This window comes from Georgfuchsia toluolica (assembly GCF_907163265.1).
Lineage (GTDB): Bacteria > Pseudomonadota > Gammaproteobacteria > Burkholderiales > Rhodocyclaceae > Georgfuchsia > Georgfuchsia toluolica.
In genome coordinates this window covers 2,628,050-2,651,812 of the sequence record NZ_CAJQUM010000001.1, presented here as the reverse complement: position 1 = coordinate 2,651,812, position 23,763 = coordinate 2,628,050, and the positions used below count along the sequence as shown (strand labels likewise).

The following is a 23,763-nucleotide window of genomic DNA, read 5'->3' as shown; positions in this document are numbered from 1 at the left end:
GGGCACTCGGCAACCCAGCGCGCTGAGATATTTCCTGCAAGTGATTACGCGCCGCGCATTCCGGATGGCAAAAACCGGACAACCATGACAAACTCATCCTTCTTGTGGGACGCCCACGTCATTGCGCCGTTGCGCATCGGGCTAGAATAAGGCTGTTTGAAATTATTGATCCGGTCTGATTATGCTTGATGGAAGCATTATGTATCCCGTCGTTCTCAGGCAGGTTGCCAAGACCTACCATCTCGATGCGGTCGACGTGCCGGCGTTGACGGATATCAGCCTGGAAATCCGCCCCGACTGCTTTACCGTGATTTCCGGTCCGTCCGGCAGCGGCAAAACCACCCTGTTGAATCTGATCGGCTGCATCGACCGGCCGGATCATGGCGAGGTGGTGGTGGCCGGGCAGTCGGTGAACGAGATGACGGACGATGCCATGTCCGACTTCCGCGCCGGCCACCTGGGTTTCATATTCCAGAATTTCAACCTGCTGCCGGTGCTGACCGCCTATGAGAATGTCGAATATCCCCTGCTGCTGGCGAAGATTCTCGCCGCGGAACGGCGGCGGCGCGTGCTGGCGCTGCTCGACGCGGTGGGGCTGGCGGAGCGGGCACAAAGTCGTCCGGGTCAATTGTCCGGCGGACAGCGGCAGCGGGTAGCGATTGCGCGTGCGCTGGCGACCGAGCCGAAACTGGTGCTGGCCGACGAGCCAACCGCCAACCTCGACAGCCACACCGGCGCCGCGATCATCGCCCTCATGCGCAAGATGCAGCGCATGCATCATGTGTCCTTTGTGTTTTCCTCCCACGATCCGCAGGTGCAGGCCGAGGCCGACGATGCGATATTCATACGCGACGGCCGCATCACCGGCGTCGAGCGATGCCGCGCGGCGACAGTGGACGCGCCATGAAGATCTTGTCGCTGGCAGTACGCAATCTGCTGCGCAACCGCCGCCGTTCGCTTACCACGCTGCTGGCCATGATCGTCGGCCTGGTGGCCATCCTGCTGTTCGGCGGCTACCGCTCCAACATCATGTACGGGCTGCAGACCAGCTTCGTGCAAAACAGCGGCCATTTGCAGGTTCAGCACAAGGATTATTTTCTCGATGGCAGCGACAATCCGACCGCCTACGGCATTCCGGACTACCAGCGCATCATCGCAGCAATCAAGCGCGATCCGGTGCTGGCGCCGATGCTGACCGTGGTAACGCCGACCCTGCAATTGGGCGGCATCGCTGGCAATTTTTCGGCCGGCATTTCGCGCTCGGTGCTGGCGGTCGGCCTGGTGGCGGAAGAGCGCAATCGGCTGCTGCAGTGGAACGACTACGAGGTGTTCAGCTATTCCAAACCGCCGCCTCTGGTCGGCACCGGTGAAGATGCCGTTGTCGTTGGTACCGGCGTGGCGCGCAAGCTCAATCTTTGCAATGCACTCAAGGTGCCCAATTGCACCCAGGCGCCGATCGCGGCAGTTGCAGAAGGCGAGCGGGCGCCGGACGATATCGCCGCACTGTCCGCGCTAGAAAAAAACAATATCCCGCAGCAGGACGAAACCCGCATCGAGCTGCTGGCAGCCACGGCGCATGGCGCTCCGAATGTCGCCAGCCTAAACGTGGTGAAGGCCGAGAACAAGGGCATCAAGGCGCTGGACGATGTCTATCTGGCCATGCATCTGGCGCGGGCGCAGAAACTGATCTACGGGTCGACGCCGCCACAGGTAACCGCCATCATGGTGCAGCTGCAACATACCCACCAGATAGCGGAGGCGAAAGCGCGGCTGGAGAAATTGCTGGCGACCGAATTCAAGACCGCACCGCTGGAGGTCCTCGATTTTGGCGTTCTCAACCCGATGTATGGACAGACCTTGCAGTTCATGGATTCAATGTTCGGGTTTATAGCGGTCCTGATCGGCGTCATCGTGCTGTTCACGATCGGCAACACCATGAGCACCGCCGTGGTGGAACGCACGGTTGAAATCGGCACCCTGCGCGCCATGGGCTTGCGTCGTTCCGGCATCCGCCGCCTGTTCATGTGCGAGGGCATCGTGCTGGGGGTGATCGGGTCGGCGATCGGGGTGCTCTGTGCCCTGTCCATCGCCTACCTGATCAATCACAGCGGCTGGTCCTGGATACCGCCCGGTTATTCCTATGCCTACCTGATCCTGGTGCGCGTTTGGCAGGACCCGTTCCTGATGATCGGCAGCGTGATCGGATTGATTGCGGTGACCGTTGTCTCCGCCTGGTGGCCGGCCAACCGTGCGGCGAAACTGATGATCGTCGATGCCCTGCGCCACGTTTAGAAAATGACGATGAGACAACTCATAACTGCCTTGGTTGTTCTACTGTTGCCTGCCGCTGCGAATGCCAGCTCCAGTCCGCAGGAAATCCTGGCTGCGAGCGATGCAGTGCGCAATCCGGATTATCCGTTCGGCCTCACCAACACGCTGATCGAATATCGCAACGGCAAGCAGGCCGATACCAGCACGCTGGCGATCTATTCCAAGGCCGACAGCAACAGCGGCCAGTTCCGCAGCCTGATCCGTTACGTGGCGCCGCCGCGCGATGCGAGCAAGCTGATCCTGTTCGCTGGCCGCGACATGTGGTTTTACGATCCGGCCAGCAAGGCCAGCATCCGCCTCTCGCCGCAGCAGCGGCTGCTGGGCCAGGCCTCGAACGGCGACGTCGTGACGGTCAACTTTTCCAAGGATTACCAGGCGACGCAGGCGACGGAAGAAGATACCCAGGATGGAGAACGGCAGCTCCGGCACTGCTACAGATTGACCCTGTCGGCCGCCACGCCGGATGCCACTTATCGCCATATCGAGATGTGGGTCGAAACCGCCAATTCCCGTCCGGTCAAGGCCCGCTTTTACACGGAGAGCGGCAAGCTGCTGAAGACAGCCTATTACCGCCGCTATCAGAAGCTGTTCGGGATCGAGCGTCCAACCGAGATCGTGATCATCGACGGCCTCGATCCGGACTGGGTCACCGTCATGCGCTATTCCGATTGGGTCAAGCGTGAAGTGCCGGAAATCTGGCTGCAGCGCGACTACCTGCCCCGCTTCAAGCCGGAATGAGCCAGATCATCCAGGTTGCGATACTGGTCTCGCTTGGATTGCTGGCCTTCAATTCCGCACTGGCCGGCGATCAGGATGTCGATGCCCTGTTGCTGGCGGACACGGCGCCCGCCGCCGTGGAGAGCGCCAGCAACTGGAAAACTTTTGTCGAAGGCGCCTTCGGCGGCTTCACCCGGCGCGATGGCAACCAGACCCGGCATGACCAGCGCCTGTCGCTCGACGTGCAATATGACAATTCGTTTGCTCCCGGCTGGCGCGCCGTGTTCGCCGACCGGCTGGACATGAACTGGCCAGCGCAGGTAAACGACGAGAACAGCATCAACACCGTCAAGGAGGCCTACCTCAGCTGGCAGGCAAGGCCGGATGCGATCCTCGACCTGGGCCGCATCAACGTGCGCTACGGCGTCGCCACCGGCTACAACCCGACCGATTATTTTCGCGGCGGCGCGCTGCGCTCGATCGTCTCGGTCGACCCTGCCAGCCTCAAGGAAAACCGGCAGGGCAGCGTGATGCTGCACGGTCAAAGCCTGTGGGATGGCGGCTCCGTCACGGCACTATATTCGCCTGAACTCTCCGATCGGACCAGCAGCAATGCCTTCAATCCCGACTGGGGCGCAACCAACAATCAGAATCGCTGGCTCGTCGCCATCAGCCAGAAAATCAGCGACGACATCAATCCGCAATTCCTGATTTACCAGGAAGAAAAGCTGCCGCTGCAGTTCGGCCTCAATCTGACCGTCCTCGTCAGCGATGCGACGGTTATTTATTTTGAATGGTCGGGCGGGCACAGCCCATCGTTGCTGACGCAGGCGCTGAACCAGGCGACATTGGCTACCAGCCATGACAGTCAGTTCCGTAATCGCGTATCGGCCGGACTCACCTACACCATGTCGAACAAGATTTCATTGACCGCGGAACTCGAATACAACGGCGGCGGATTGGACAAGGCCAACTGGAAGGCCCTGGGTCGTGGCTCCCCGCTCATCTATGGACAATACCGGAATTGGCTACAAATCGTTCAGGAGCCGCCGACCAAACAGGCCGTTTTTTTCTATGGCCGATGGCAGGATGCGCTGATCAATCATCTCGACTTGAGCGCGATGGAACATTTCGACGCCGTCGATTCCAGCCGCCTGTACTGGCTGGAGGCACGCTACCATCTGGAGCATGCCGAGTTCGCTGTGCAATGGCAACGTTACAGCGGCGGGCTTTTCAGCGATTACGGCGCCGCGCCGAAAAGCCAAAGCTGGCAGGCTTTGCTCAGGTACTATTTTTAGGGCAGCAAATGCTATCTGCGTTCGATATCATCAGTCTGATCGTTCTGGGCGGGCTGGCCTGGCTCTGGTTCGACAGTTTCAAGGCGCGCGAAGCCGGCATCAAGGCAGCCCGCTTTGCCTGTGAATCCGAAAATCTTCAGCTGCTCGACGACACGGTGGCGATCGCCAGCCTGAGGCCGGTTCGCAACGATGACGGCCAGATTGCGCTGCGGAGGGTTTACAAGTTTGAGTTCAGCGACACGGGAAACAATCGCCGCAATGGCAGCGTCGTCCTGCTGGGCTGTCGGGTTGTCGTCGTCAATATCGGATTGAGACTCGTGTCCTCGGACACGGTATTGCACTGATGGATGCTGCGATCGGGAAAATCGCAGGGCTGCTGTAACAAGCGCGCCACAGACAGGCTCACCGCGAACGGCAACTGGCTTACCGGAACGCGCTTCCGCCCATGGGGGCCTCCGATGCAATGATCGTGATCGCGGCCCGATTGGCCGGAGTGAGCGCTTAGGCGCCGATAGCTGTACCATCCAATCCCAAGCCAGAGCAGTGTCCACTTGTGCAGTAAAATGCTGCCCTTGCCGCTTATCTGCTTACCCTGTTCCGATTCCAAAAATGTCCGTTCCCAGCAACGTCCAGCAAACACCAAAGCCGCCCGGCAAACCCGAGCTCGTCTGTCCCGCCGGTTCGCTGCGTGCGCTGCAGCTCGCCGTCGACGCCGGCGCCGATGCTGTTTATCTGGGCCTGAAAAATGCCACCAACGCACGCAATTTCGCCGGCCTGAACTTTGACGACGCCCAGGTGCGCGAAGGCATCGCCTATGCGCACAAACGCGGCGTCCGCGTGCTGATGGCACTCAACACCTATGCCGACGCGCACGACCTCGGCCCCTGGTACCGCGCCGTGGATACCGCCGTGGCCATGGGCGCCGATGCCCTGATCGTCGCCGATACTGCGGTGATGGCGTATTGCCGCGACCATCATCCGCAGTTGCGCCTGCACCTGTCGGTGCAGGCCTCGGCCACCAGCCACGAGGCGATCGAGTTCTATCGCCAGCGCTACGGCATCCAGCGCGCCGTGCTGCCGCGCGTGCTGACCATGGCGCAGGTCGGGCAGGTGATCGAACACACTCCGGTCGATATCGAAGTGTTCGGTTTCGGCAGCCTGTGCGTGATGGCCGAGGGGCGCTGCGCGCTGTCGTCCTATACCACCGGCCAGTCGCCCAACAATGTCGGCGTCTGCTCGCCGCCGTCGGCGGTGCGCTGGCAGGACACGCCGGCCGGCGTCGAGGCACGGCTCAATGGCGTGCTGATCGACCGCTATGCGCCGGACGAACCGCGCGGTTACCCGGCGCTGTGCAAGGGCCGCTTCGACGTGCGCGAAACGCGCGACTACGCGCTGGAAGAACCCACCAGCCTGAATGTGATGGCGATCCTGCCGGATCTGATCAGGATTGGCGTCAAGGCCATCAAGATCGAAGGGCGCCAGCGCAGCCCGTCCTATGTTGAACAGGTAACGCGCGTCTGGCGCGCCGCCATCGACCATGCCAGTACCGCCGCGCGCTACAGTGTGCAACCGGCGTGGACCGCCACGCTGGCGCGCTTCGCCGAAGGCCAACAGCATACGCTGGGCGCCTACGACCGGCCCTGGAGTTGACGCGCATGGCTGCCACAGCGCCATCCCCGAGGATATAAATGCGCAAAGACAAATTGAACTCCCCCCACCCCCATCCCCGCCCCGGGGCGGGGCTACTGATTTGCTCGCTACGCTCGATATCACAAGGCGCTCTGGCGCCGCTTTTTCACGCTAAAAGAGTTTCGCAATGAACCCGATTTCCGATCCGCAGCGTTTTGCTCTCACGGTGGGGCCGGTGCTTTACCTGTGGCCGCGCGAGACGCTGCTGAAATTCTATGAAGCGATGGCCGATTCGGTGGCCGATACCATCGTGCTGGGTGAGACGGTGTGTTCACGACGGCGCGAACTCAAGCTCGACGACTGGCTCGGCCTGGCGCGCGAGCTCAGCGCCGCCGGCAAGGAAGTGGTGCTCGCCACGCAGACCCTGATCGAATCCGAAGCCGATTTGCGGCTGGTGCGCCGGCTCGCCGAACAGCAGGAATTCATGGTCGAGGCGGGCGACGCCTCGGCCCTGCAAGTGCTGGCCGGCACGGTGCCCGCCGTTTCCTTTGTACTCGGCGTGCATATCAACATCTACAACCGGCCCGCCCTGATGGAGCATGCCAAACTGGGCGCGGTGCGCTGGGCGGCCTCGCCCGAGCTGGCGCTCGACAAGATCGGCCTCATCAATCCGCCCGCAGATCCGGTATGCAACGCGGCCGGCGTGCCGCTGGCCACCGAGGCCTTCGTCTACGGCCGCATGCCGCTCGCATTCTCGGCGCGCTGCTTCACCGCACGCCACCATCGTCTGAACAAGGACGAATGCGAATTCCGCTGCAAGGACTATCCCGACGGACTGCTCCTCTCCAGCGACGAAGGACAGCCTTTCCTCGTCCTCAACGGCATCCAGACGCAGTCCGCCACGCAGCAGTGCCTGATCGGCGAGGGGCCGGCGCTTGCCGCAGCCGGCGTGTCGCGCCTGCGCCTGTCGCCCTGCGCGCAAGGGTTCGGTGAAGTGCTGGACTATTTCGACCGCGTCATGAACCGCGGCATGCCGGCCGCCGAGGCGCTGCCGGCCCTGCGCGAATTGAGCCTGGCCGGCGGCTTCTCCAACGGCTACGCCCACCGCCGCGCCGGTCTGGAATGGGTGGCGGCATGAAGCCGGCGGAACAAGCCCCCGGCGCCCTGGCCGGACTATCCAGCCTGCATGCCGCGATGAAGGAGCGCCTGCGGCGCGTGGTGCGGGTGCTGCCGACCGAGCCGCCCTCGTTCGTGATGGCGCGCGTACTGGACCGCATCCTGCTGCCACGCCTGCCGGCCGATGCGCACCAGATTCTGTCGAACCGCACCGTCGAGATACAGGTCACAGATATCGGGCTGTGCATGCGCCTGCAACTGGGCGCCAATGGTTTTCGCGTGGCGCCGGCGGGCAGCGCCGCAGATTTGCGCATTCTCGCCCCAGTCGCCAGCTACCTGAGGCTGGTGCGCGGCGAGGACGATGCCGACCGCCTGTTTTTCGAGCGCGCCCTGATCATGGAAGGCGACACCGAAATGGGCGTGGTGCTGAAAAACACGCTCGACGCCATCGGCCCGCTGTTGCGCTGGCCCGGCCAGCGCGGTTGAATTTCCGGCGCGGGCGAGCGGCATCGCCAATATCTTATCGGCATTCAGAATTTTGGCGGGGAATGCCAACCCAACGTCCGTTTTCAAAAATCCAGAACCGTCACTTACGCCCCGAAGCCGCCTGTCGCTTCAATTGAAACGGACATTCAACGTTTAGCTTGAGGGGCGCGGAGCCGGCAAGCGAAGCTTGCTGGTGAAGCGTCCCTCTCGAAGCGATTGTTGGGCACGGCTATCGTTCGGCGGGTTTCTCGGCAGGGAGGCGAGAATATCGATACCAAAGATTATCGACTCGATAACCCGAGCCCAGGACAAATAGAGTGAGAGCCAACGCGTCGCTACGCCAGTTAACGACCAACGAGCCATCGACGGACTTGAGCAGAGCCACAGTGGTTCCACCGCCTCCGACCGCAACAATCGACGTGCTGGCGTGGCTCAAAGGCTCATTGAAGAACCTCAGGGTTGGTTCATCGTACAGCGTCCTGCAACTGAAGAGGTCGTCAACACGGTCTTCGGATAATCTGAAGCGATAGCGCCTGAAGATCAGCGGGGTGCGGCGACCGGCGGTGTCGATGAACGTGATATTCATCGTTTCGGGTGTCTGCTCGATAGATACCAAAGCCGCATCGAGCGGAACGGTCGGCCATGAGCGCTTCCAGGCTGTAGGGCCGGTCGCGCTTTGGGATCGCGCCATTGCCGTGAATATCTCGGCCAACGACGGGGCGGCGCCTGCCTCGGACGGGAACGTCCCCGTTCCTTGGTTGGTGTATGTACCTTGAAGATCAGGACAGCCCTCCTGTGTGGGTGCCGATTTGATAGAAGCCCACTCGGTGGGATACGGCGAGTTTCCTGAGCTCGTTGCGCATCCCAGCTGTGTGAGCGCAAGGCCCATTGATATGGAGGCAAGCGCAACTCTCATTGTCGAGATGCCCAACAGTGTTTACACGGACCCATCGGGTCTCCGTATCAATTAATAATAATGACGCTACTATAATAACCTATTTGCATGTTTTTCAAGGAATTTATCCCCCCTGCCGTCTCTATGACAACCTGCGAACCGGGGCAGGAAATTGACGCTGCTTTGGGTAATCTGAGCGCTTTTTTGAAAAGGGTGATACTTGTGGGGTTGTTCCGCTCCACATCCCTTCGACTACTCGATGAAGTTTCTTCTGTCTGAACGGCAGCTATCGGGGTGTTTGGGCAGCAGCGGCTCATGGCCGATAGTGACGGTTGCATTATGTCTCCAGGTTGCGGGCACTCGGAAATCATTTTCTGTCAGAGTCCCGCCGGGCCAGCTGCAATCGGGGATTTGCAGTCCGATTTTCGTCGCTGAATTCTCCTTGCTGCCTCTTTCAACGCCGATACACCCAGCGCAGCAGCGCATCCTCCGCGGCCTGCGCGCGTTGGGCGTTGGGATGATTTACCAGGAACACGACAATCATCGTCCGGCCACGGGCATCCAGCACATAGCCAGCCATGGTCTTGATGCCATCCAGCGTGCCGGTCTTGATGTGGGCGTGGCCGGCAATGCCGTCATCCTTGAGGCGCTTTTTCATCGTGCCGTCGACGGCGGCGAGCGGCAGCGAGGCGACGAACTCCGGCATCAGCGGGCTCGCCGCCGCGTCTTGTAGCAGCTGCGCGAGCGTGGCGGCAGAAATGCGCTCATGGCGCGACAGCCCGGCGCCGTTGTCGAGCACCAGTTCCGGCGCGGCGATATTCCTGTCCGCGAGCCATTGCTTCACCGCTGCGGCGGCACCCGGCAGCGTGGCGGGTTTGTCCCGGGCGAGCGAAAGAAACAACTCGCGCGCCATCACGTTGTTGCTGTACTTGTTGATGTCGCGCACGATCTCGGCCAGCGGCGGCGATTCGATCACGGCCATGGGCTGCGCAGCGGACGGTGTCGTGCCATCGCGCACGGCGCCGTCGAGCGTCCCGCCCAGTTCGCGCCACAAATCGCGAAATACCGCGGCGGCATAGTCGCGGTGCGACAGCACGCCAAGGTTCCAGTCCTGTTCGCTGCAGGCAGCGGGATAGCTGCCGCTCAACGCGAGCTGATAGCGGCCTTCGTGTTCCGTCTGCTCGGCGCGCAGGCCGTCCTTCCATTCGCCGCATTCGCCGGGTACGGTTCGCATCAGGTTGACGATGTTGAGATCGGTCAGCGGCGGTTCGGCGCTGAGCACGATGCGTTCGCCCCGGGGGATCAATGTCAGGCGCACGGCCTTGAAGTTGAGCAGCAGCGCATCGGGCGCGACGTTGTAGGGCCGCAGCGGTTTGTCGTCGAACGCAGTGTCCTGCGCGATCGGAGCGAAGGCGGAACGATCGAGCACCAGATCGCCCTTGATCTGGCGCAGACCGCGCGCGCGCAGTTGCCGCAACAGCAGCCAGAACTGTTCCTGCGTCAGCCTGGGATCGCCGCTGCCCTGAATGATGAGGTCGCCGTACAGAATGCCATCGGCAAGCGTCCCCTGTATGTATGCCCTGGTGGTCCAGGTAAGGGCCGGCCCAAGCATCTCCAGCGCCGCCCAGGTGGTGATGAGTTTCATCGCCGAGGCGGGGTTCATGGCTTGCCGCGGATTTAGCTCAATCAGTGCTGCGCGTTTGCCCACCTGTTGCACCACGATGCCGACTGCCGACGCGGGGATGCCGGCCGCTTTCAACTCCGCTACGACTGGTGCGGGCAGTGCCGCATGCGCCGATGCGCAGAAGCAGAAAAATGCCAGGCAGATACACGCAATTTGCCATGCACTTTCGAAATTCCCCCTCATCATGGGCGGCTCCAAATGGCGGACGATGGCGAATCTTAATAGAATGCAGCGCATTGCCTGTGCAGGCTGATGCGCCGCCATTTTCCAGAGGTGTTTATGAACGCAGCTACTCATCCCTTATTACACGATCCCGCGCTGTTCCGCCAGCAAGCGTTTCTGGCCGGCCGCTGGGTGGACGCCGACAGCGGCAAGCGCATCGAAGTATTCAACCCCGCCACCGCCGCGGTGATCGGCAGCGTTCCCGACATGGGCGCGGACGAAGCGCGGCGCGCCATCGAAGCCGCCGCACAGGCGCTGCCCGACTGGCGGCGCCGCACGGCCGCGGAAAGGGCAGCCATACTGCGGCGCTGGAACGATCTTATGTTGCAATACCAGGAAGACCTCGCGCTGCTGATGACGGTCGAGCAGGGCAAGCCGCTCGCCGAAAGCCGCGGCGAGATCGCCTATGCCGCCTCGTTTCTCGATTGGTTCGGCGAGGAAGCGAAGCGCGCCTACGGCGAAATAATTCCCTCGCCCTGGCCCAACAAACGCCTCATGGTGCAGCGCCAGCCGGTTGGCGTTTGCGCCGCAATCACGCCGTGGAATTTCCCATCTGCAATGATCGCGCGCAAGGTCGCGCCGGCGCTGGCGGCCGGTTGCACCATGGTGATCAAGCCCTCCGAACTGACACCCTACTCGGCGCTGGCGTTGTGCGAACTGGCGCAGCGTGCCGGCGTTCCTGACGGCGTGCTGTCGGTGGTGACCGGAGACGCGAAAGCGATCGGCGGCGAATTTACCGCGAACCCGCTGGTGAAGAAGCTCAGCTTCACCGGCTCGACGCCGGTCGGCAAACTGCTGATGCAGCAATGCGCCGGCAGCGTGAAAAAACTCTCGTTGGAACTCGGCGGCAACGCACCCTTCATCGTCTTCGACGATGCTGATCTGGAAGCGGCGGTGGCCGGGGCCGTGGCGTCGAAGTACCGCAACTCGGGGCAAACCTGCGTCTGTGCCAATCGCATACTGGTGCAGCAGGGCATATACGAACGTTTCATCTTGCGCTTGGCTGAGGCCGCCGCCAGGCTCAAGCTGGGCAACGGGCTGGAGCCGGGCGTCCAGCTCGGCCCCCTGATCGACCAGCGCGCCATCGACAAGGTTGAGCGCCATGTCGCCGATGCCGTCGCCAGGGGCGCTCATGTCGTCATCGGGGGAACGCGCGCGGCGCGTGAAGGTACCTTTTTCACTGCAACGGTGTTGGCTGACGTGAGCCCCGATGCCCTACCGATGCGCGAGGAAACCTTCGGTCCGGTGGCGCCGGTGGTGCGCTTCGAATCCGAGGAAGATGCGATCCGCATCGCCAATGCCACGCCGGCCGGACTGGCCGCCTACTTTTACAGCCGCGATGCGGCGCGCATCTGGCGCGTGGCCGAGGCGCTCGACTTCGGTATGGTCGGCATCAACGAAGGCATCCTGTCGACCGCCGTTGCGCCCTTCGGCGGCATGAAGGAGAGCGGCATCGGCCGCGAAGGCTCGCGCCACGGCCTCGACGAATACCTCGAAATCAAATACCTCTGCCAGGGCGGGCTCTGAGTTAACCCATCGCCTGGCTACGCCTAGGCGAGCTTGGCGAACGCCGCCACCACTTCCGGCGGCGCTTGCACCAGTTCGATCAGCACGCCTTCGCCGCCGATCGGGAACTGCTCGTTGCCCTTCGGATGCAGAAAGGTGATGTCGTAGCCGGCGGCACCCTTGCGAATCCCGCCCGGCGCAAAGCGCACGCCCTGTGCCATCAGCCACTCCACGGCCCTGGGCAAATCGTCGATCCAGAGCCCGACGTGATTTAGTGGCGTTTCATGCACCGCGGGTTTCTTTGCCGCATCGAACGGCTGCATCAGGTCGACTTCAACCTTGAACGGACCGCTACCCAGCGCCGCGATGTCTTCATCGACATTTTCTTTTTCGGAAACGAAATTGCCGGTGACTTCGAGGCCGAGCATGTCGATCCAGAGTTTCTTCAGGCGTTCCTTGGATGGGCCGCCGATGGCGATTTGCTGGATGCCCAGCACCTTGAAGGGACGTGTCGTCATGATTTTCCTTGAGAACGATAAGCGATGAACAGCAGCGCGGCACCAACCAGCACCATCGGCAGCGACAGCCACTGGCCCATGCTGACCAGATAGGAATGGCCGAAGATGCCGGCGTCGGGTTCGCGGAAATATTCGCCGATCCAGCGGAACACGCCGTAGCCGATGAGGAACACGGCAGAGATGGCGCGCCGCGGGCGCGGCCGTGAGGAATACCACCAGAGAATGGCAAACAGCAGCAGCCCTTCCATGCCGGCCTGATAAAGCTGGGAAGGATGGCGCGGCAGATTGTCCTGCGACTGCGGAAAAATCATGGCCCAGGGCAATGCCGGGTCGGCGGCCCGTCCCCACAATTCGCCATTGATGAAATTGCCGATGCGCCCGGCAAGCAAGCCGAGCGGCACCAGCGGCGCGATGAAATCGGTCACCTGCCAGAAGGTCTTGCCGCGCTTTCTGGCGAACAGGAACATGGCGACCAGCACGCCAAGAAAGCCGCCATGAAAACTCATGCCGCCCTTCCAGACGGCGACGATATCAGCGGGATTATCGAGGTAATAACCGGGATCGTAGAACAGCACCTGCCCCAGACGGCCGCCGATCACCACGCCGAGCACGCCATAGAACAGCAGGTCGTCCATGTCCTTTGCGGTGAAGCCGCGCTCGGGAAAACGCCGCGCGCGCGAGTTGCCCAGCCACAAAAACGCCAAAAACCCGGCCAGGTACATCAGGCCGTACCAGCGGATTGCCAGCGGGCCGAGGTGGATGGCAATCGGGTCGAATTGGGGATGGATGAGCATGTGAAGGATCGGGTCGGCAGGTGCGATGGGCTAGAATTGGCATTCTATCGCGCGGCACTTAACGCCCTGCGCATCACGCCAGAAATCCGCCGGAGACCTCCATGCCCGACTATCGTTCCAAAACTTCCACCCACGGCCGCAACATGGCCGGTGCGCGTGCGCTGTGGCGCGCCACCGGCATGAAGGAGGGCGATTTCGGCAAGCCCATCATCGCCGTGGTCAATTCCTTCACCCAGTTCGTGCCCGGTCATGTCCATCTCAAGGATCTCGGCCAACTGGTGGCGCGCGAGATCGAAGCAGCGGGCGGCATCGCCAAGGAATTCGACACCATCGCCATCGACGACGGCATCGCCATGGGCCACGACGGCATGCTCTATTCGCTGCCCAGCCGCGAACTCATCGCCGACTCGGTGGAGTACATGGCCAACGCCCATTGCGCCGACGCGCTGGTATGCATTTCGAATTGCGACAAGATCACGCCGGGCATGCTGATGGCGGCGCTGCGGCTCAACATCCCGGCGGTATTCGTCTCGGGCGGGCCGATGGAGGCGGGAAAAGTCAAATGGCATGGCGAGTACCGCGCCATCGACCTGATCGACGCCATGATCGAGGCCGGCGACAGCCGCAACAGCGAGCGCGAAGTCGCGGACATGGAGCGTTCCGCCTGTCCCACCTGCGGTTCCTGCTCCGGCATGTTCACCGCCAACTCGATGAACTGCCTGACCGAGGCGCTGGGCCTGTCGCTGCCCGGCAACGGTTCGCTCCTGGCCACCCATGCCGACCGCAAGCTGCTGTTCCTCAAGGCCGGCCGAGTCATCGTCGACCTGTGCCGGCGCTACTACGGACAGAATGACACATCGGTATTGCCGCGCGCCATCGCCAGCTTTGCAGCCTTCGAGAACGCCATGTCGCTCGACATCGCCATGGGCGGCTCGACCAACACCGTGCTGCATCTGCTCGCGGCGGCGCAGGAAGCAGGCGTCAACTTCACCATGAAGGACATCGACCGCCTCTCGCGCCAGGTGCCCTGCCTGTGCAAGGTGGCGCCGGCGACGCAGAAATACCATATGGAAGACGTGCATCGCGCCGGCGGCATCATGGGCATCCTCGGCGAACTCGACCGCGCCGGCCTCATCCGCCGCGATGGCGCGACCGTGCTCTATCCCTCGCTGGGCGAGCAGCTCGACTGCTGCGATGTCAAGCGCAGCAACGTGAAAGCCGTGCACGACTTCTACCGCGCCGCGCCCGGCGGCGTGCCGACCCAGGTCGCTTTCTCGCAGGAGCGGCGCTACCCGACGCTCGATCTCGACCGCGCTGGCGGCTGCATCCGCGATCTCGACCACGCTTACTCGACCGAAGGCGGGCTCGCCGTGCTCCACGGCAATATCGCCGAGAAGGGTTGCATCGTCAAGACCGCTGGCGTCGACGAGAGCATCTGGAAATTCACCGGCCGCGCCCGCGTCTTCGAGAGCCAGGACAGCGCGGTGGCCGCCATCCTCGGCGACCGGATCGTCGCCGGCGATATCGTTGTCATCCGCTACGAAGGCCCCAAGGGCGGCCCCGGCATGCAGGAAATGCTCTATCCAACCTCGTATCTGAAATCGAAGGATCTGGGCAAGGTCTGCGCGCTGCTCACCGACGGCCGTTTTTCGGGCGGCACTTCCGGCCTCTCGATCGGCCATGCCTCGCCCGAAGCCGCCGCCGGCGGAGCCATCGCGCTGGTCGAGGAAGGCGACAGCATCGAAATCGACATCCCGGGGCGCAGCATTCATCTCGCGGTTTCCGATGCAACGCTGGCCGAGCGGCACAAGGCAATGGAAGCGAAGGGGTCCGCCGCATGGCACCCCGGCCAGCGTGAACGCAAGGTATCGGCGGCGCTGCGCGCCTATGCCGCCATGACCACCAGCGCCGATACGGGCGCGGTGCGCGATGTCAGTCAGCTCAAACGCTGAACACGACTGCCGCCAAGAGATTGACAAGCCGCCGCACGGCCGGTAGCCTCACAACCGTTGCGCCGATTTGACTCTGCTTGCGGGCGCTTGATAAATCCGGCTAAAGCGAGACAGGGAAATGACAAACAACCCGGTCCGCGCCAGACGCCGATCGGGTTTTTTTGGGGCCTATTCAGTCTTGGACGACGTGTGCGAACGAGGAAAATTTACTGCAGGGCAAGGCGCGAGGAGAGCAATTTGGTTATTCCAAATAAACGACGAGCAACGCCGCCATGCGGTAAATTTTCCCGTTCCCTTCGGGTTGCAGCGAAATGCGGCGTCTGCGGCGTTGTCGGGCTTGCCAAGGGGGATGGCCATTGGCTGCGCCCTCCGCCTTGCATCCATCCGCATTTCGCCGGCAACGCATCGCGCCGGCCAAGTCTGAATAGGCCCCTTTGATGGCAATTGATATTTCATCAGGGGTAGGACAGGTCGTGGCGCAGCGCGCGCATTTCGACGCGCCGCTGGCGTTGCGCAGCGGCGCCGTGCTGCCCGCCTACGACCTGGTCTATGAGACCTACGGCACGCTGAATACGGCGAAGAGCAACGCCATCCTGGTCTGCCACGCGCTGTCGGGCAGTCATCATGTCGCTGGAACTTATGTGGACGCACCCGACAACATCGGCTGGTGGGACAACATCATTGGCCCCGGCCGCCCGCTCGATACCAATCGTTTTTTTGTGGTCGGCGTCAACAACCTCGGCGGCTGCCATGGCTCGACCGGGCCGTCCTCGATCAATCCGGCGAGCGGCAAACCCTGGGGCGCGGATTTCCCGCTGGTGGCGGTGATCGATTGGGTGAAGGCGCAAGCGCGGCTGGCCGACCGGCTCGGCATCGATGCCTGGGCCGCGGTGATCGGCGGCAGCCTCGGCGGCATGCAGGCGCTGCGCTGGGCCATCACTTTCCCGCAACGTATTCGTCATGCCCTGGTGATCGCCGCGGCGCCCAGGCTGACGGCGCAGAACATCGCCTTCAATGACGTGGCGCGGCAGGCGATATTGTCCGACCCGGATTTCCATGGCGGCCACTATTACGAGCATGGCGTCAAACCCTGGCGCGGCCTGCGCCTGGCGCGCATGCTCGGCCACATCACCTATCTGTCGGACGACCAGATGGGCGAGCGTTTCGGCCGCGAACTGCGCGGCGGCAGCCTGGGTTTCAGCTACGGCGTCGAGTTCGAGGTCGAGTCCTACCTGCGCTACCAGGGCGACAAGTTCGCCGAGACCTTCGATGCCAATACCTATCTGCTGATGACCAAGGCGCTCGATTACTTCGATCCGGCACGCGAAGGGGCGGGCGACCTGGCCGCCGCGTTGGCGGTGGCACAGGCGAAGTTTCTCGTCGCCTCCTTTTCCACCGACTGGCGCTTCGCGCCGGCGCGCTCGCGTGAAATCGTCGATGCGCTGCTCAAGAACGGGCAGGATGTCTCTTACGCCGAACTGAGTTGCGATTACGGCCACGATTCCTTCCTCATGCCGGACCCGAAGTACCATGCGGTGATCCGCGCTTTTCTCGGGAATGTGAAGATATGAGTGCCGTCCGCCGGGCCGTCCCAAGGACGGTACAGCCATCTCTATGGAACGGGCGCAGCCCGCGAACAATAATCGCCCCCTTCCTTGGGGCGAAGGCAGGAATTCGCCGAGCATTGCTCGGCGCTGCCGAAGCGGGCGAGCTGTGCAAAACGAGCCCTTCGGGGGTTGGGAGGAAGGTACTTCAATGAATGCACCGCTTCGTGCCGACTGGGAAGTCATCGCCGGCTGGGTACAGCCCGGCGAGCGCGTGCTCGACCTTGGCTGCGGCGACGGTTCGCTGCTGCGCCGCCTGATCAAGGAACGCGGCGTGCGCGGCTGGGGCGTCGAGATTGACGATGACAATGTGCTGGCCGCCATCGGCAACGATATCAATGTGATCCAGAGCAATCTCGAAGCCGGCCTGGCCGGCTTCGAGGACGGCGCTTTCGAGCACGTGATCCTGTCGCACACGCTGCAGGCCATGCGCCACACCGAGGCCATCGTGTTCGAGATGTTGCGCGTCGGCCGCGAGGCGGTGGTGAGCTTTCCCAACTTCGGCTACTGGAAGCACCGCCTCGACATTCTCAACGGCCACATGCCGGTGTCGGAAGACCTGCCCTACCAGTGGTACGACACGCCCAACATCCATTTGTGCACCATCGCCGATTTCGACGAGTTCTGCGCCAAGCGTGACATCACGGTGAAGGAACGCAAGGTGTTCGACAACGGCATCGAGATCACCGAGGAGCAGAACTACCTCGGCAGTCTCGCCGTGTATCGCATCACACGGAGATAGGATGCCCAAACCAGCCATATCGGAATCAAAGAGGACGGATTTCGATGGAGGACTTTGATACTTGGCCGGAAAAGCGACAGTAACGTCCGCCCCCTCCCACCCTCCCCCTCACGGGGAAGGCGATTATTCGGCTCGCTACGCTCGACATCACAAGGCACGTCGGCCGCGCCTGACTTGCCAGCGCTCGCTTCCATTTTGTTGCGGCCTCTTGTGACGTCGTCTTCGTTACGCGCATTGTTCTCACGGCGCATGCTGATCTGCGTGCTGACCGGTTTCAGTTCCGGATTGCCGCTCTACCTGCTGCTCAATCTCGTCCCGGCCTGGCTCAAGACAGAAGGCATCGACCTCAAGACAATCGGCCTGTTCGCGCTGATCCAGTTTCCCTACACCTGGAAGTTCCTCTGGTCGCCGCTGCTCGACCGCTATGCGCTGCCCCTATTCGGCCGCCGCCGCGGCTGGATGCTGGCGACTCAGGTATTGCTGCTGGTCACGGTGGCCATGCTCGGCATCTTTTCACCCGCCACGGATCTGCAGCAAATCGCCCTGCTGGCGACGCTGGTCGCCTTCGCCTCGGCAACGCAGGACATCGCGCTCGATGCCTACCGGCGCGAACTGCTACCGGACGAAGAGTTGGGCCTCGGCAACTCGGTGCACGTTAACGCCTACCGCATCGCCGGACTGGTGCCTGGTTCGCTGTCGCTGATCCTCGCCGATCATCTGCCATGGCAAATGGTTTTTGAAGTAACCGCCATGTTCATGTTGCCGGGTATCGCCATGACACTGATGATTCGCGAGCCGGCCCTGGCCATCGCGCCGCGAACGCTGCGCGAGGCAGTGGTGGAGCCGTTCCGTGAGTTCATCGAACGTGCCGGCTGGCGCGATGCGGCGATGATTCTGGCCTTCATCTTCCTCTACAAGCTGGGCGATTCGATGTGTACCGCACTGGCAACGCCTTTCTATCTCGACATGGGTTATTCCAAATCCGAGATCGGGCTGATCGCAAAAAATGCGGGACTGTGGCCGGCTGTGATCGGCGGCCTACTCGGCGGACTGTGGATGGTGCGGATCGGCATCAATCGGGCGTTGTGGCTGTTCGGCCTGGTGCAACTGTTTTCCATCTTCGGCTTCGCCTGGTTGGCGAGCCAGGGACAACAGACTGCCATCGCGGCGCCTCAACTGGGCGCGCTTGCCATCGTGATCGGCATCGAAGCGCTGGGCGTCGGTCTTGGCACGGTGGCTTTCGTCGCCTTCATTGCCCGCACCACGCATCCGCGCCACACGGCGACGCAACTGGCGTTGTTCACCAGCCTCGCGGCCGTGCCGCGTACTTTTCTCAATTCAACCACCGGCTGGTTGGTGGTGGCATTTGGCTGGACCAACTTTTTTTTGCTTTGCGCGCTATTAGCCCTGCCAGGAATGCTGCTATTACTGCATGTAGCACCGTGGCATAAACGCAACACTTGATCTCGTCATGTGAAGTTTTGTTTAAGTTTTTACTCATCGCCTCGATATACTCAATTACGTCCACTTCATTTTTCAATGGGATGAAAAAACAGGGAGAACGGACATGTTGAAGGTGATGAACATGAGCACGGGCAAGATCATCGAAGACGAATTCGGCTCGTTCGAGGACGAGGTGCTGGGTGCCGGCTGGTTGCCGCCGGTGCCTGAGCTGCAGCTTGGTTTGCAGCAAATCAGCCACGACACGAAGAGCGAATCCGATTTCGATGTCGACGCATTTCTGAGCAAGGTCTACCGCAATCAGGCGTAGCCGCTTGCCACATCACGCCGCCAAATACGGAGCGGCGTGGTTCCCCATATCCATAAAATTCAGTTGAAGTAGGTTCGCGCTTCCTCGAAGCGCGCGGCGAACCAGCCGGTTTTCAGGGTATCGATACGCACCTTGCCGTTCTTGCTCGGCGCATGCACGAAGCGCTGATCGCCGATGTAGATGCCGACATGCGAATACGGCCGGTTGGCGGTGTTGAAGAAGACCAGATCGCCTGGCCGCAGTGCCGACACCCCGACAACATGTCCCTTGCGCGCGATGTCGGCGGCCGAGCCGGTGAGCTTTAGACCGACCGCCTTGTCGAAGACGTAGCTGACCATGCCGCTGCAATCGAGGCCAGCTGCGGGATTCTTGCCGCCAAAGCGATAGTCCGTTTCCACCAGTCCCAGTGCGAACACCACGACGTCGTTACCCTGGATGTCGGCGTTCGTCAGCGTAACCGGCTGTGGGGTATTGGCGGGCAGGTTGCCGCACCCGCTCAACAAGGCAGACAGGCAAAGCACGACGGTGGCGGCAGGCCACAGGGTTTGGCGTGGAAGCATGAGTAAATCCTAGTGCCGCCGCGCGGCGACATGAAACGGAGCAGGCAACGTAAACCCGTTCAATTTGCCTTTGCGCATTTTTATCCTCGGGGATGGCGCTGGCGACTGTGCGCATTAACCGGCTTGCGGCGGCCGTTCCTGAGTCGTCACCAACAAGCCAAGCTTGCGCCAGCCTTGCCACGCCAGCCAGGCACGCCGCGCCCAGCGCATGGCAAAACGTGGTTTTGTCACAAAGACCGCAACCAGTACGCCCGCGGAGATTGCCGGATGCTGGCGCACCCAGCGTGCCCCGTTACGAACCGTCTCCGCAAACGTGAAGACCGGCAGCAGTGGCATAAGGCCCCGCACCATTTCGCGCCGCTGTTCGGCACAACGATATTGCAGGCGCTGTTTCTTCAGGGCCAGTTCAAGCCGGCGCTGGCTATTCATGTTTGCTCTTCGCCGCGCAAGGCGGCACGGTCTTTCTTCAATTCTGCCAGCGACGCAGCGAAGAGGCGCTCGCGTTGTCGCACAGTACGGATTGTCAGGAACAACGCGATGCCGCCACCGCCCAGGAAAGCCGCGCTCAGCAAGACGAGAGCCAAAAGGCGGTGATCATCCCAAAGTAAAACGGTAACCGTGATGGCAAGAAAGATTAGCCCAAAGCCCAGCAGTACAAAAGCGGTGGCACCAAACACCAGCGTGCTCAACAGCCGCGTCTTTTCTTCCTCGATCTCGGTGACCAGCAGCTCGACCCGCGTTTGCAGCAGGCCGAGCGCCGTATCGAGCAAGGTTCGCGTCGAATCGAGCAGACTGCGCCGGGGTTCAGACATTCGAGCGATCAGCGGCGGCCAATAAGAATGCCGACCAGAAGCCCGACACCTGCAGCGATACTGACCGATTTCCAGGGATTGTCGTGAACATAGTCATCGGTGGCATTACCGACCTGCTTTGCCTTGTCCACAACGGCATCCTGCGCCTTGGCCAGCGTGACGCGAGCATTGTTCAGTCGGTCCTGCATCTTGCCGCGCAGCTCAGCCACCTTATCTCCAGCCTGTCCGGCTGTGGCACGCAGTAATTCTTCGGCATCGGAAATAACGATCTTCAGATCGGTGGCCAGCTTTTCCTTTGAAATATCGGTAGTGGTGTTCATTTGGGATTCTCCTGATGAGATTTGAATGCTTAGATTACCGCTTCCGAAGGGGTTCCACAATGATGAAAATCACTTGGGGTACCTCTTCCGGCAATTTAGATCGCATTTTGTTCACCCCAAATGGGCATGGCCGAGCCATCCGACGTGTCAAGTGCGGGATTTATAACTGGCAGGAACATGTCCAATTCATTCGATCAGCCGCCAATGCCCATTGTTTTCGAGCGCAACGCCTTCGTTGCCCAGCTTGAGCAAGTGGGCCATCAGCGAGCGTTTCGCAATCGGGTGCTTATAGACGGGGACATCGTCATATACACGATCAAGAAGAGTATCCACATCGGCGGAGGCCAACTCGCCCAGCGCGGCGACAATCTTCTCTTCCCGTGCCATGCGATGCTGGATGGTCTTCTGAATCACCTCGTAGGGATGATCCATCAGATGGCCATGTCCTGGGGCCAGCCATTCAATATCCTCCTGGAGCAGCACCTGCAGCGAAGTCAAGTAAACAGCCATGTCTCCATCACGCGGGCTAATGACGACCGTCGTGCCTTGCATGATATGGTCGCCGGTAAACAGGGTCTTCTCTTCCTCAAGCAGGTAGCACACATGGTTCGATGCGTGACCTGGGGTATGCCCCACCCTCAAGGTGGCGGCTGCGCCAATGTCGAACCTGTCGCCATGCGCGATTATCTGGTCAGGCTGGAATGTGCTGTCCTGCCACTCCGGGTTCTGCGCCAGCCGGCCATGGAGTCGGGCGCCGGTCAGGGACTTGAGCTGCGCCGCAGCCGGGGAGTGATCGCGATGGGTGTGGGTGACGAAAATCCATCGAATCGGCCCCGGGGCGGCGGCGATGATATTTTGCACATGCGCCTCCATGTCCGGACCCGGATCGATGACGGCCCATTCGTTGCGCTTGCCGCCACCCACCAGATAAGTGTTGGTTCCCGGACCGGTCATCATGTTGCCATTGGGCGCCGTGATCCGGATGACGCGCTCCGAAAGGCGGACCGCCCTGCCATGTTCGATCTCGCACGATGTATCGCCACGCCCTTCAGGGTCGAGGCGCGCAACCTCGGCATAGGCCGGATCGTTTGGCAACAGTTTGCAAAGTCCGCTGGCACTGTGCGCGAAGCGCGGCATCGTGACCTGAATGTCTTTCAATCCTAGGGCGTGTTTGCAGCAGGCATCGGTACAGCCAAAGGAGGAAATGGATTCAAGCGTGCGTTGCGTTGCCGTCACCAAATGGAATTCGTCCGGATGGGCCAGCGCCTCGGCCGGGCGCAACCAGCGATGCTGCAATGCTTCGCTTCCGTCGTGCAGTGCCGTCTGTGCCGGAGGAGCAACAACCAGGAAAAAAAACGTATCGAAGCGTTTTGCGATGCCCAGCGGCGTAAGCCAGTGGCTGTACCAAATCAATTTATCGACGGCAAGCCTGAGGTTGAGTTTCCTGCATATCTCACCGAGATCTGTTTCGCCCGTGCGCAGTTTTCGGAGCAATGTTGCCAAATGCACATCGTCGAAACGGTCGAGGTCAACCATATTCCCGTCCGGACCATAGGCCAAGAGAAGTCCGGCTTCCTCGAAACACTCGCGAATCGCCGCAACAAAATACGCTAGGCCGTGCTCTTTCAGGCCGAGGCGACAGCTGGCGGTATTGTCGTCGAGCCCAGCACAGAAAGCGTAAAGGCCGCGATCGTTGTCCTCGACAACGCCGCCGGGAAAAACGTAGGCACCCCGGAAGCGATCCGTCTCGCGTTGCGGCCGCTGCAGCATCAGCACTTCCATGCCGGCCGGTGCATCGCGCACAACAAGCAGCGTGGCAGCGTGGCGCAGAGCTTTTGAGTTGTTACCCGATTTCTGAATCATCTGCAAACCGTGCCATCCTTCAAATTTGATGATAATAATTTCAATGCTTACAAAGCCCAGTTGTAATCGACAATCAGCGGTGCATGGTCGCTGAAGAACCTGTCCTTGTAAACCGAGGCGACACACGCCATAGCGGCAATATCCGACGTGGCAATCTGGTAGTCGATGCGCCAGCCGACATTCTTGGCACGGGCCTGGCCGCGATTCGACCACCAGGTGTAAGCCTCGCCCGTCGTTTCGGGATGCAGGCGGCGATAGACATCGACCCAGCCGACTTCATCGAATACCTGCGTCAGCCATGCACGCTCTTCGGGCAGGAAGCCGGAGTTCTTCAGGTTGCCCTTCCAGTTCTTGAGGTCGATCTCCTGGTGCGCGATGTTCCAGTCGCCGCAGAGAACGATTTCGCGGCCTTCTTCGCGCAATGACTTGAGGATCGGAAAGAACAATTTCATGAAACGGAACTTGGCCTCCTGCCGTTCGGGCGAACTGGAACCGGATGGCAAGTAGAGCGAAATCACGGAAAGCTTTTTTTGTGGCGCATCGAAATCGATGCGCAAATAGCGTCCCTCGGCATCGAACTCGGCGTTGCCGATCCCCTCGCTGACGCGGGCCGGCACATGCCGCGAATAGATGCCGACGCCGCTGTAACCTTTTTTTTCGGCGCAGTGGAACCAGCCTCTATAGCCATCTGGAGCCAGCATCTGCGCGCTCAGATCGGGCAACTGCGCCTTGAGTTCCTGCAGGCAAACGATGTCGGCGCCCGAGGCGGCCAGCCAGTCAAAGACACCCTTGCCGGCGGCGGAACGGATGCCATTGAGATTCAGCGAGACAATTCTGAGCATGCTAAAAAGCCTTCCTCCCAACCTCCTTCCCAAGGAAGGAGGTGACGGTTATTCGCGGGCTTCGTCCGCCCGAAGTCGTGACTGGCTCAGCCTTGTCCCAA

24 protein-coding genes are annotated in these 23,763 nt (G+C 61.4%); 14 read left to right on the top strand and 10 right to left on the bottom strand.

The window, feature by feature from the left end:
- The first annotated feature begins 199 nt into the window (after positions 1-199).
- The 8 genes from K5E80_RS12560 (at position 200) to ubiT (ending at position 7,577) form a co-directional block, all read left to right on the top strand.
- Entirely contained in the window at positions 200-907 is a 708-nt protein-coding gene (locus tag K5E80_RS12560) for an ABC transporter ATP-binding protein (RefSeq protein WP_246590977.1), read from the top strand.
- Entirely contained in the window at positions 904-2,292 is a 1,389-nt protein-coding gene (locus K5E80_RS12555; RefSeq protein ID WP_220636476.1) for an ABC transporter permease, read from the top strand. The genes K5E80_RS12560 and K5E80_RS12555 overlap by 4 nt, the downstream gene beginning before the upstream one ends.
- A 9-nt stretch (positions 2,293-2,301) precedes the next feature.
- Positions 2,302-3,069, top strand: a complete 768-nt coding sequence (locus tag K5E80_RS12550; protein WP_220636475.1) for an outer membrane lipoprotein-sorting protein — start codon at positions 2,302-2,304, stop codon at positions 3,067-3,069.
- Positions 3,066-4,346 (top strand): hypothetical protein, encoded by a 1,281-nt coding sequence (locus tag K5E80_RS12545; protein ID WP_220636474.1) that lies wholly within the window; start codon positions 3,066-3,068, stop codon positions 4,344-4,346. Before K5E80_RS12550 ends, K5E80_RS12545 begins: the two co-directional genes overlap by 4 nt.
- Before the next feature lie 8 nt (positions 4,347-4,354).
- A complete protein-coding gene (locus K5E80_RS12540; RefSeq protein ID WP_220636473.1) occupies positions 4,355-4,690 on the top strand; it encodes a DUF3301 domain-containing protein in 336 nt (111 codons plus the stop codon).
- A 265-nt stretch (positions 4,691-4,955) separates the two neighbouring features.
- Entirely contained in the window at positions 4,956-5,996 is a 1,041-nt protein-coding gene (gene ubiU / locus K5E80_RS12535; protein WP_220636472.1) for a ubiquinone anaerobic biosynthesis protein UbiU, read from the top strand.
- Between the two features lie 166 nt (positions 5,997-6,162).
- Positions 6,163-7,113: a U32 family peptidase gene (locus K5E80_RS12530; protein ID WP_220636471.1), complete on the top strand. Its 951-nt coding sequence runs from the start codon at positions 6,163-6,165 to the stop codon at positions 7,111-7,113.
- Complete coding sequence (gene ubiT, locus K5E80_RS12525) at positions 7,110-7,577, top strand: ubiquinone anaerobic biosynthesis accessory factor UbiT (protein ID WP_246590976.1); 468 nt, start codon at positions 7,110-7,112, stop codon at positions 7,575-7,577. The genes K5E80_RS12530 and ubiT overlap by 4 nt, the downstream gene beginning before the upstream one ends.
- Positions 7,578-7,806: 229 nt before the next feature.
- On the opposite strand, the gene K5E80_RS12520 is transcribed toward ubiT, so the two are convergent.
- Together K5E80_RS12520 and dacB are read right to left on the bottom strand one after the other, a co-directional pair.
- A complete protein-coding gene (locus K5E80_RS12520; protein ID WP_220636470.1) occupies positions 7,807-8,289 on the bottom strand; it encodes a hypothetical protein in 483 nt (160 codons plus the stop codon).
- Between the two features lie 637 nt (positions 8,290-8,926).
- Complete coding sequence (gene dacB, locus K5E80_RS12515) at positions 8,927-10,342, bottom strand: D-alanyl-D-alanine carboxypeptidase/D-alanyl-D-alanine endopeptidase (protein ID WP_246590975.1); 1,416 nt, start codon at positions 10,340-10,342, stop codon at positions 8,927-8,929.
- Positions 10,343-10,435: 93 nt separating this feature from the next.
- Here dacB and K5E80_RS12510 point away from each other — a divergent pair, with 93 nt between their 5' ends.
- Entirely contained in the window at positions 10,436-11,905 is a 1,470-nt protein-coding gene (locus tag K5E80_RS12510; RefSeq protein ID WP_220636469.1) for an NAD-dependent succinate-semialdehyde dehydrogenase, read from the top strand.
- A gap of 23 nt (positions 11,906-11,928) precedes the next feature.
- Here the strand turns inward: K5E80_RS12510 and K5E80_RS12505 are convergent, their stop codons facing one another.
- Both K5E80_RS12505 and lgt read right to left on the bottom strand, forming a co-directional pair.
- Positions 11,929-12,402: a VOC family protein gene (locus K5E80_RS12505; RefSeq protein WP_220636468.1), complete on the bottom strand. Its 474-nt coding sequence runs from the start codon at positions 12,400-12,402 to the stop codon at positions 11,929-11,931.
- The gene (lgt, locus tag K5E80_RS12500; RefSeq protein ID WP_220636467.1) at positions 12,399-13,196 is read right to left on the bottom strand and encodes a prolipoprotein diacylglyceryl transferase; all 798 of its coding nucleotides are present in this window, start codon (positions 13,194-13,196) and stop codon (positions 12,399-12,401) included. The genes K5E80_RS12505 and lgt overlap by 4 nt, the downstream gene beginning before the upstream one ends.
- A 101-nt stretch (positions 13,197-13,297) precedes the next feature.
- Here lgt and ilvD point away from each other — a divergent pair, with 101 nt between their 5' ends.
- The 5 genes from ilvD (at position 13,298) to K5E80_RS12475 (ending at position 19,265) form a co-directional block, all read left to right on the top strand.
- Entirely contained in the window at positions 13,298-15,148 is a 1,851-nt protein-coding gene (gene ilvD / locus K5E80_RS12495) for a dihydroxy-acid dehydratase (protein WP_220636466.1), read from the top strand.
- Positions 15,149-15,585: 437 nt separating this feature from the next.
- Complete coding sequence (gene metX, locus K5E80_RS12490) at positions 15,586-16,719, top strand: homoserine O-succinyltransferase MetX (RefSeq protein ID WP_220636465.1); 1,134 nt, start codon at positions 15,586-15,588, stop codon at positions 16,717-16,719.
- 184 nt (positions 16,720-16,903) lie between these two features.
- A complete protein-coding gene (metW, locus tag K5E80_RS12485; RefSeq protein WP_220636464.1) occupies positions 16,904-17,494 on the top strand; it encodes a methionine biosynthesis protein MetW in 591 nt (196 codons plus the stop codon).
- Positions 17,495-17,743: 249 nt separating this feature from the next.
- The gene (locus K5E80_RS12480) at positions 17,744-18,958 is read left to right on the top strand and encodes an AmpG family muropeptide MFS transporter (protein WP_220636463.1); all 1,215 of its coding nucleotides are present in this window, start codon (positions 17,744-17,746) and stop codon (positions 18,956-18,958) included.
- Positions 18,959-19,061: 103 nt separating this feature from the next.
- Positions 19,062-19,265, top strand: coding sequence for a hypothetical protein (locus tag K5E80_RS12475; RefSeq protein ID WP_220636462.1), 204 nt, complete (start codon positions 19,062-19,064; stop codon positions 19,263-19,265).
- 59 nt (positions 19,266-19,324) lie between these two features.
- Here the strand turns inward: K5E80_RS12475 and K5E80_RS12470 are convergent, their stop codons facing one another.
- From K5E80_RS12470 to K5E80_RS12445, 6 genes are all read right to left on the bottom strand, one after another.
- The gene (locus K5E80_RS12470; RefSeq protein WP_220636461.1) at positions 19,325-19,825 is read right to left on the bottom strand and encodes a C40 family peptidase; all 501 of its coding nucleotides are present in this window, start codon (positions 19,823-19,825) and stop codon (positions 19,325-19,327) included.
- Between the two features lie 114 nt (positions 19,826-19,939).
- Complete coding sequence (locus K5E80_RS12465; RefSeq protein WP_220636460.1) at positions 19,940-20,254, bottom strand: YqjK-like family protein; 315 nt, start codon at positions 20,252-20,254, stop codon at positions 19,940-19,942.
- A complete protein-coding gene (locus tag K5E80_RS12460; RefSeq protein WP_220636459.1) occupies positions 20,251-20,637 on the bottom strand; it encodes a phage holin family protein in 387 nt (128 codons plus the stop codon). Before K5E80_RS12460 ends, K5E80_RS12465 begins: the two co-directional genes overlap by 4 nt.
- A gap of 8 nt (positions 20,638-20,645) precedes the next feature.
- On the bottom strand, positions 20,646-20,957 hold the full coding sequence (locus tag K5E80_RS12455) for an ElaB/YgaM/YqjD family protein (protein WP_220636458.1): 312 nt from the start codon (positions 20,955-20,957) through the stop codon (positions 20,646-20,648).
- Positions 20,958-21,143: 186 nt separating this feature from the next.
- Complete coding sequence (locus K5E80_RS12450) at positions 21,144-22,820, bottom strand: MBL fold metallo-hydrolase (protein ID WP_220636457.1); 1,677 nt, start codon at positions 22,818-22,820, stop codon at positions 21,144-21,146.
- 47 nt (positions 22,821-22,867) lie between these two features.
- The gene (locus K5E80_RS12445) at positions 22,868-23,662 is read right to left on the bottom strand and encodes an exodeoxyribonuclease III (RefSeq protein ID WP_220636456.1); all 795 of its coding nucleotides are present in this window, start codon (positions 23,660-23,662) and stop codon (positions 22,868-22,870) included.
- Between the last annotated feature and the right edge of the window lie 101 nt (positions 23,663-23,763).

Coding starts and splice junctions, on each gene's coding strand:
- K5E80_RS12560 (WP_246590977.1), top strand. CDS start 200: ATGTATCCCGTCGTTCTCAGGCAGGTTGCCAAGACCTACCATCTCGAT.
- K5E80_RS12555 (WP_220636476.1), top strand. CDS start 904: ATGAAGATCTTGTCGCTGGCAGTACGCAATCTGCTGCGCAACCGCCGC.
- K5E80_RS12550 (WP_220636475.1), top strand. CDS start 2,302: ATGAGACAACTCATAACTGCCTTGGTTGTTCTACTGTTGCCTGCCGCT.
- K5E80_RS12545 (WP_220636474.1), top strand. CDS start 3,066: ATGAGCCAGATCATCCAGGTTGCGATACTGGTCTCGCTTGGATTGCTG.
- K5E80_RS12540 (WP_220636473.1), top strand. CDS start 4,355: ATGCTATCTGCGTTCGATATCATCAGTCTGATCGTTCTGGGCGGGCTG.
- ubiU (WP_220636472.1), top strand. CDS start 4,956: ATGTCCGTTCCCAGCAACGTCCAGCAAACACCAAAGCCGCCCGGCAAA.
- K5E80_RS12530 (WP_220636471.1), top strand. CDS start 6,163: ATGAACCCGATTTCCGATCCGCAGCGTTTTGCTCTCACGGTGGGGCCG.
- ubiT (WP_246590976.1), top strand. CDS start 7,110: ATGAAGCCGGCGGAACAAGCCCCCGGCGCCCTGGCCGGACTATCCAGC.
- dacB (WP_246590975.1), bottom strand. CDS start 10,342: ATGATGAGGGGGAATTTCGAAAGTGCATGGCAAATTGCGTGTATCTGC.
- K5E80_RS12510 (WP_220636469.1), top strand. CDS start 10,436: ATGAACGCAGCTACTCATCCCTTATTACACGATCCCGCGCTGTTCCGC.
- K5E80_RS12505 (WP_220636468.1), bottom strand. CDS start 12,402: ATGACGACACGTCCCTTCAAGGTGCTGGGCATCCAGCAAATCGCCATC.
- lgt (WP_220636467.1), bottom strand. CDS start 13,196: ATGCTCATCCATCCCCAATTCGACCCGATTGCCATCCACCTCGGCCCG.
- ilvD (WP_220636466.1), top strand. CDS start 13,298: ATGCCCGACTATCGTTCCAAAACTTCCACCCACGGCCGCAACATGGCC.
- metX (WP_220636465.1), top strand. CDS start 15,586: ATGGCAATTGATATTTCATCAGGGGTAGGACAGGTCGTGGCGCAGCGC.
- metW (WP_220636464.1), top strand. CDS start 16,904: ATGAATGCACCGCTTCGTGCCGACTGGGAAGTCATCGCCGGCTGGGTA.
- K5E80_RS12480 (WP_220636463.1), top strand. CDS start 17,744: ATGCTGATCTGCGTGCTGACCGGTTTCAGTTCCGGATTGCCGCTCTAC.
- K5E80_RS12475 (WP_220636462.1), top strand. CDS start 19,062: ATGTTGAAGGTGATGAACATGAGCACGGGCAAGATCATCGAAGACGAA.
- K5E80_RS12470 (WP_220636461.1), bottom strand. CDS start 19,825: ATGCTTCCACGCCAAACCCTGTGGCCTGCCGCCACCGTCGTGCTTTGC.
- K5E80_RS12465 (WP_220636460.1), bottom strand. CDS start 20,254: ATGAATAGCCAGCGCCGGCTTGAACTGGCCCTGAAGAAACAGCGCCTG.
- K5E80_RS12460 (WP_220636459.1), bottom strand. CDS start 20,637: ATGTCTGAACCCCGGCGCAGTCTGCTCGATTCGACGCGAACCTTGCTC.
- K5E80_RS12455 (WP_220636458.1), bottom strand. CDS start 20,957: ATGAACACCACTACCGATATTTCAAAGGAAAAGCTGGCCACCGATCTG.
- K5E80_RS12450 (WP_220636457.1), bottom strand. CDS start 22,820: ATGATTCAGAAATCGGGTAACAACTCAAAAGCTCTGCGCCACGCTGCC.
- K5E80_RS12445 (WP_220636456.1), bottom strand. CDS start 23,662: ATGCTCAGAATTGTCTCGCTGAATCTCAATGGCATCCGTTCCGCCGCC.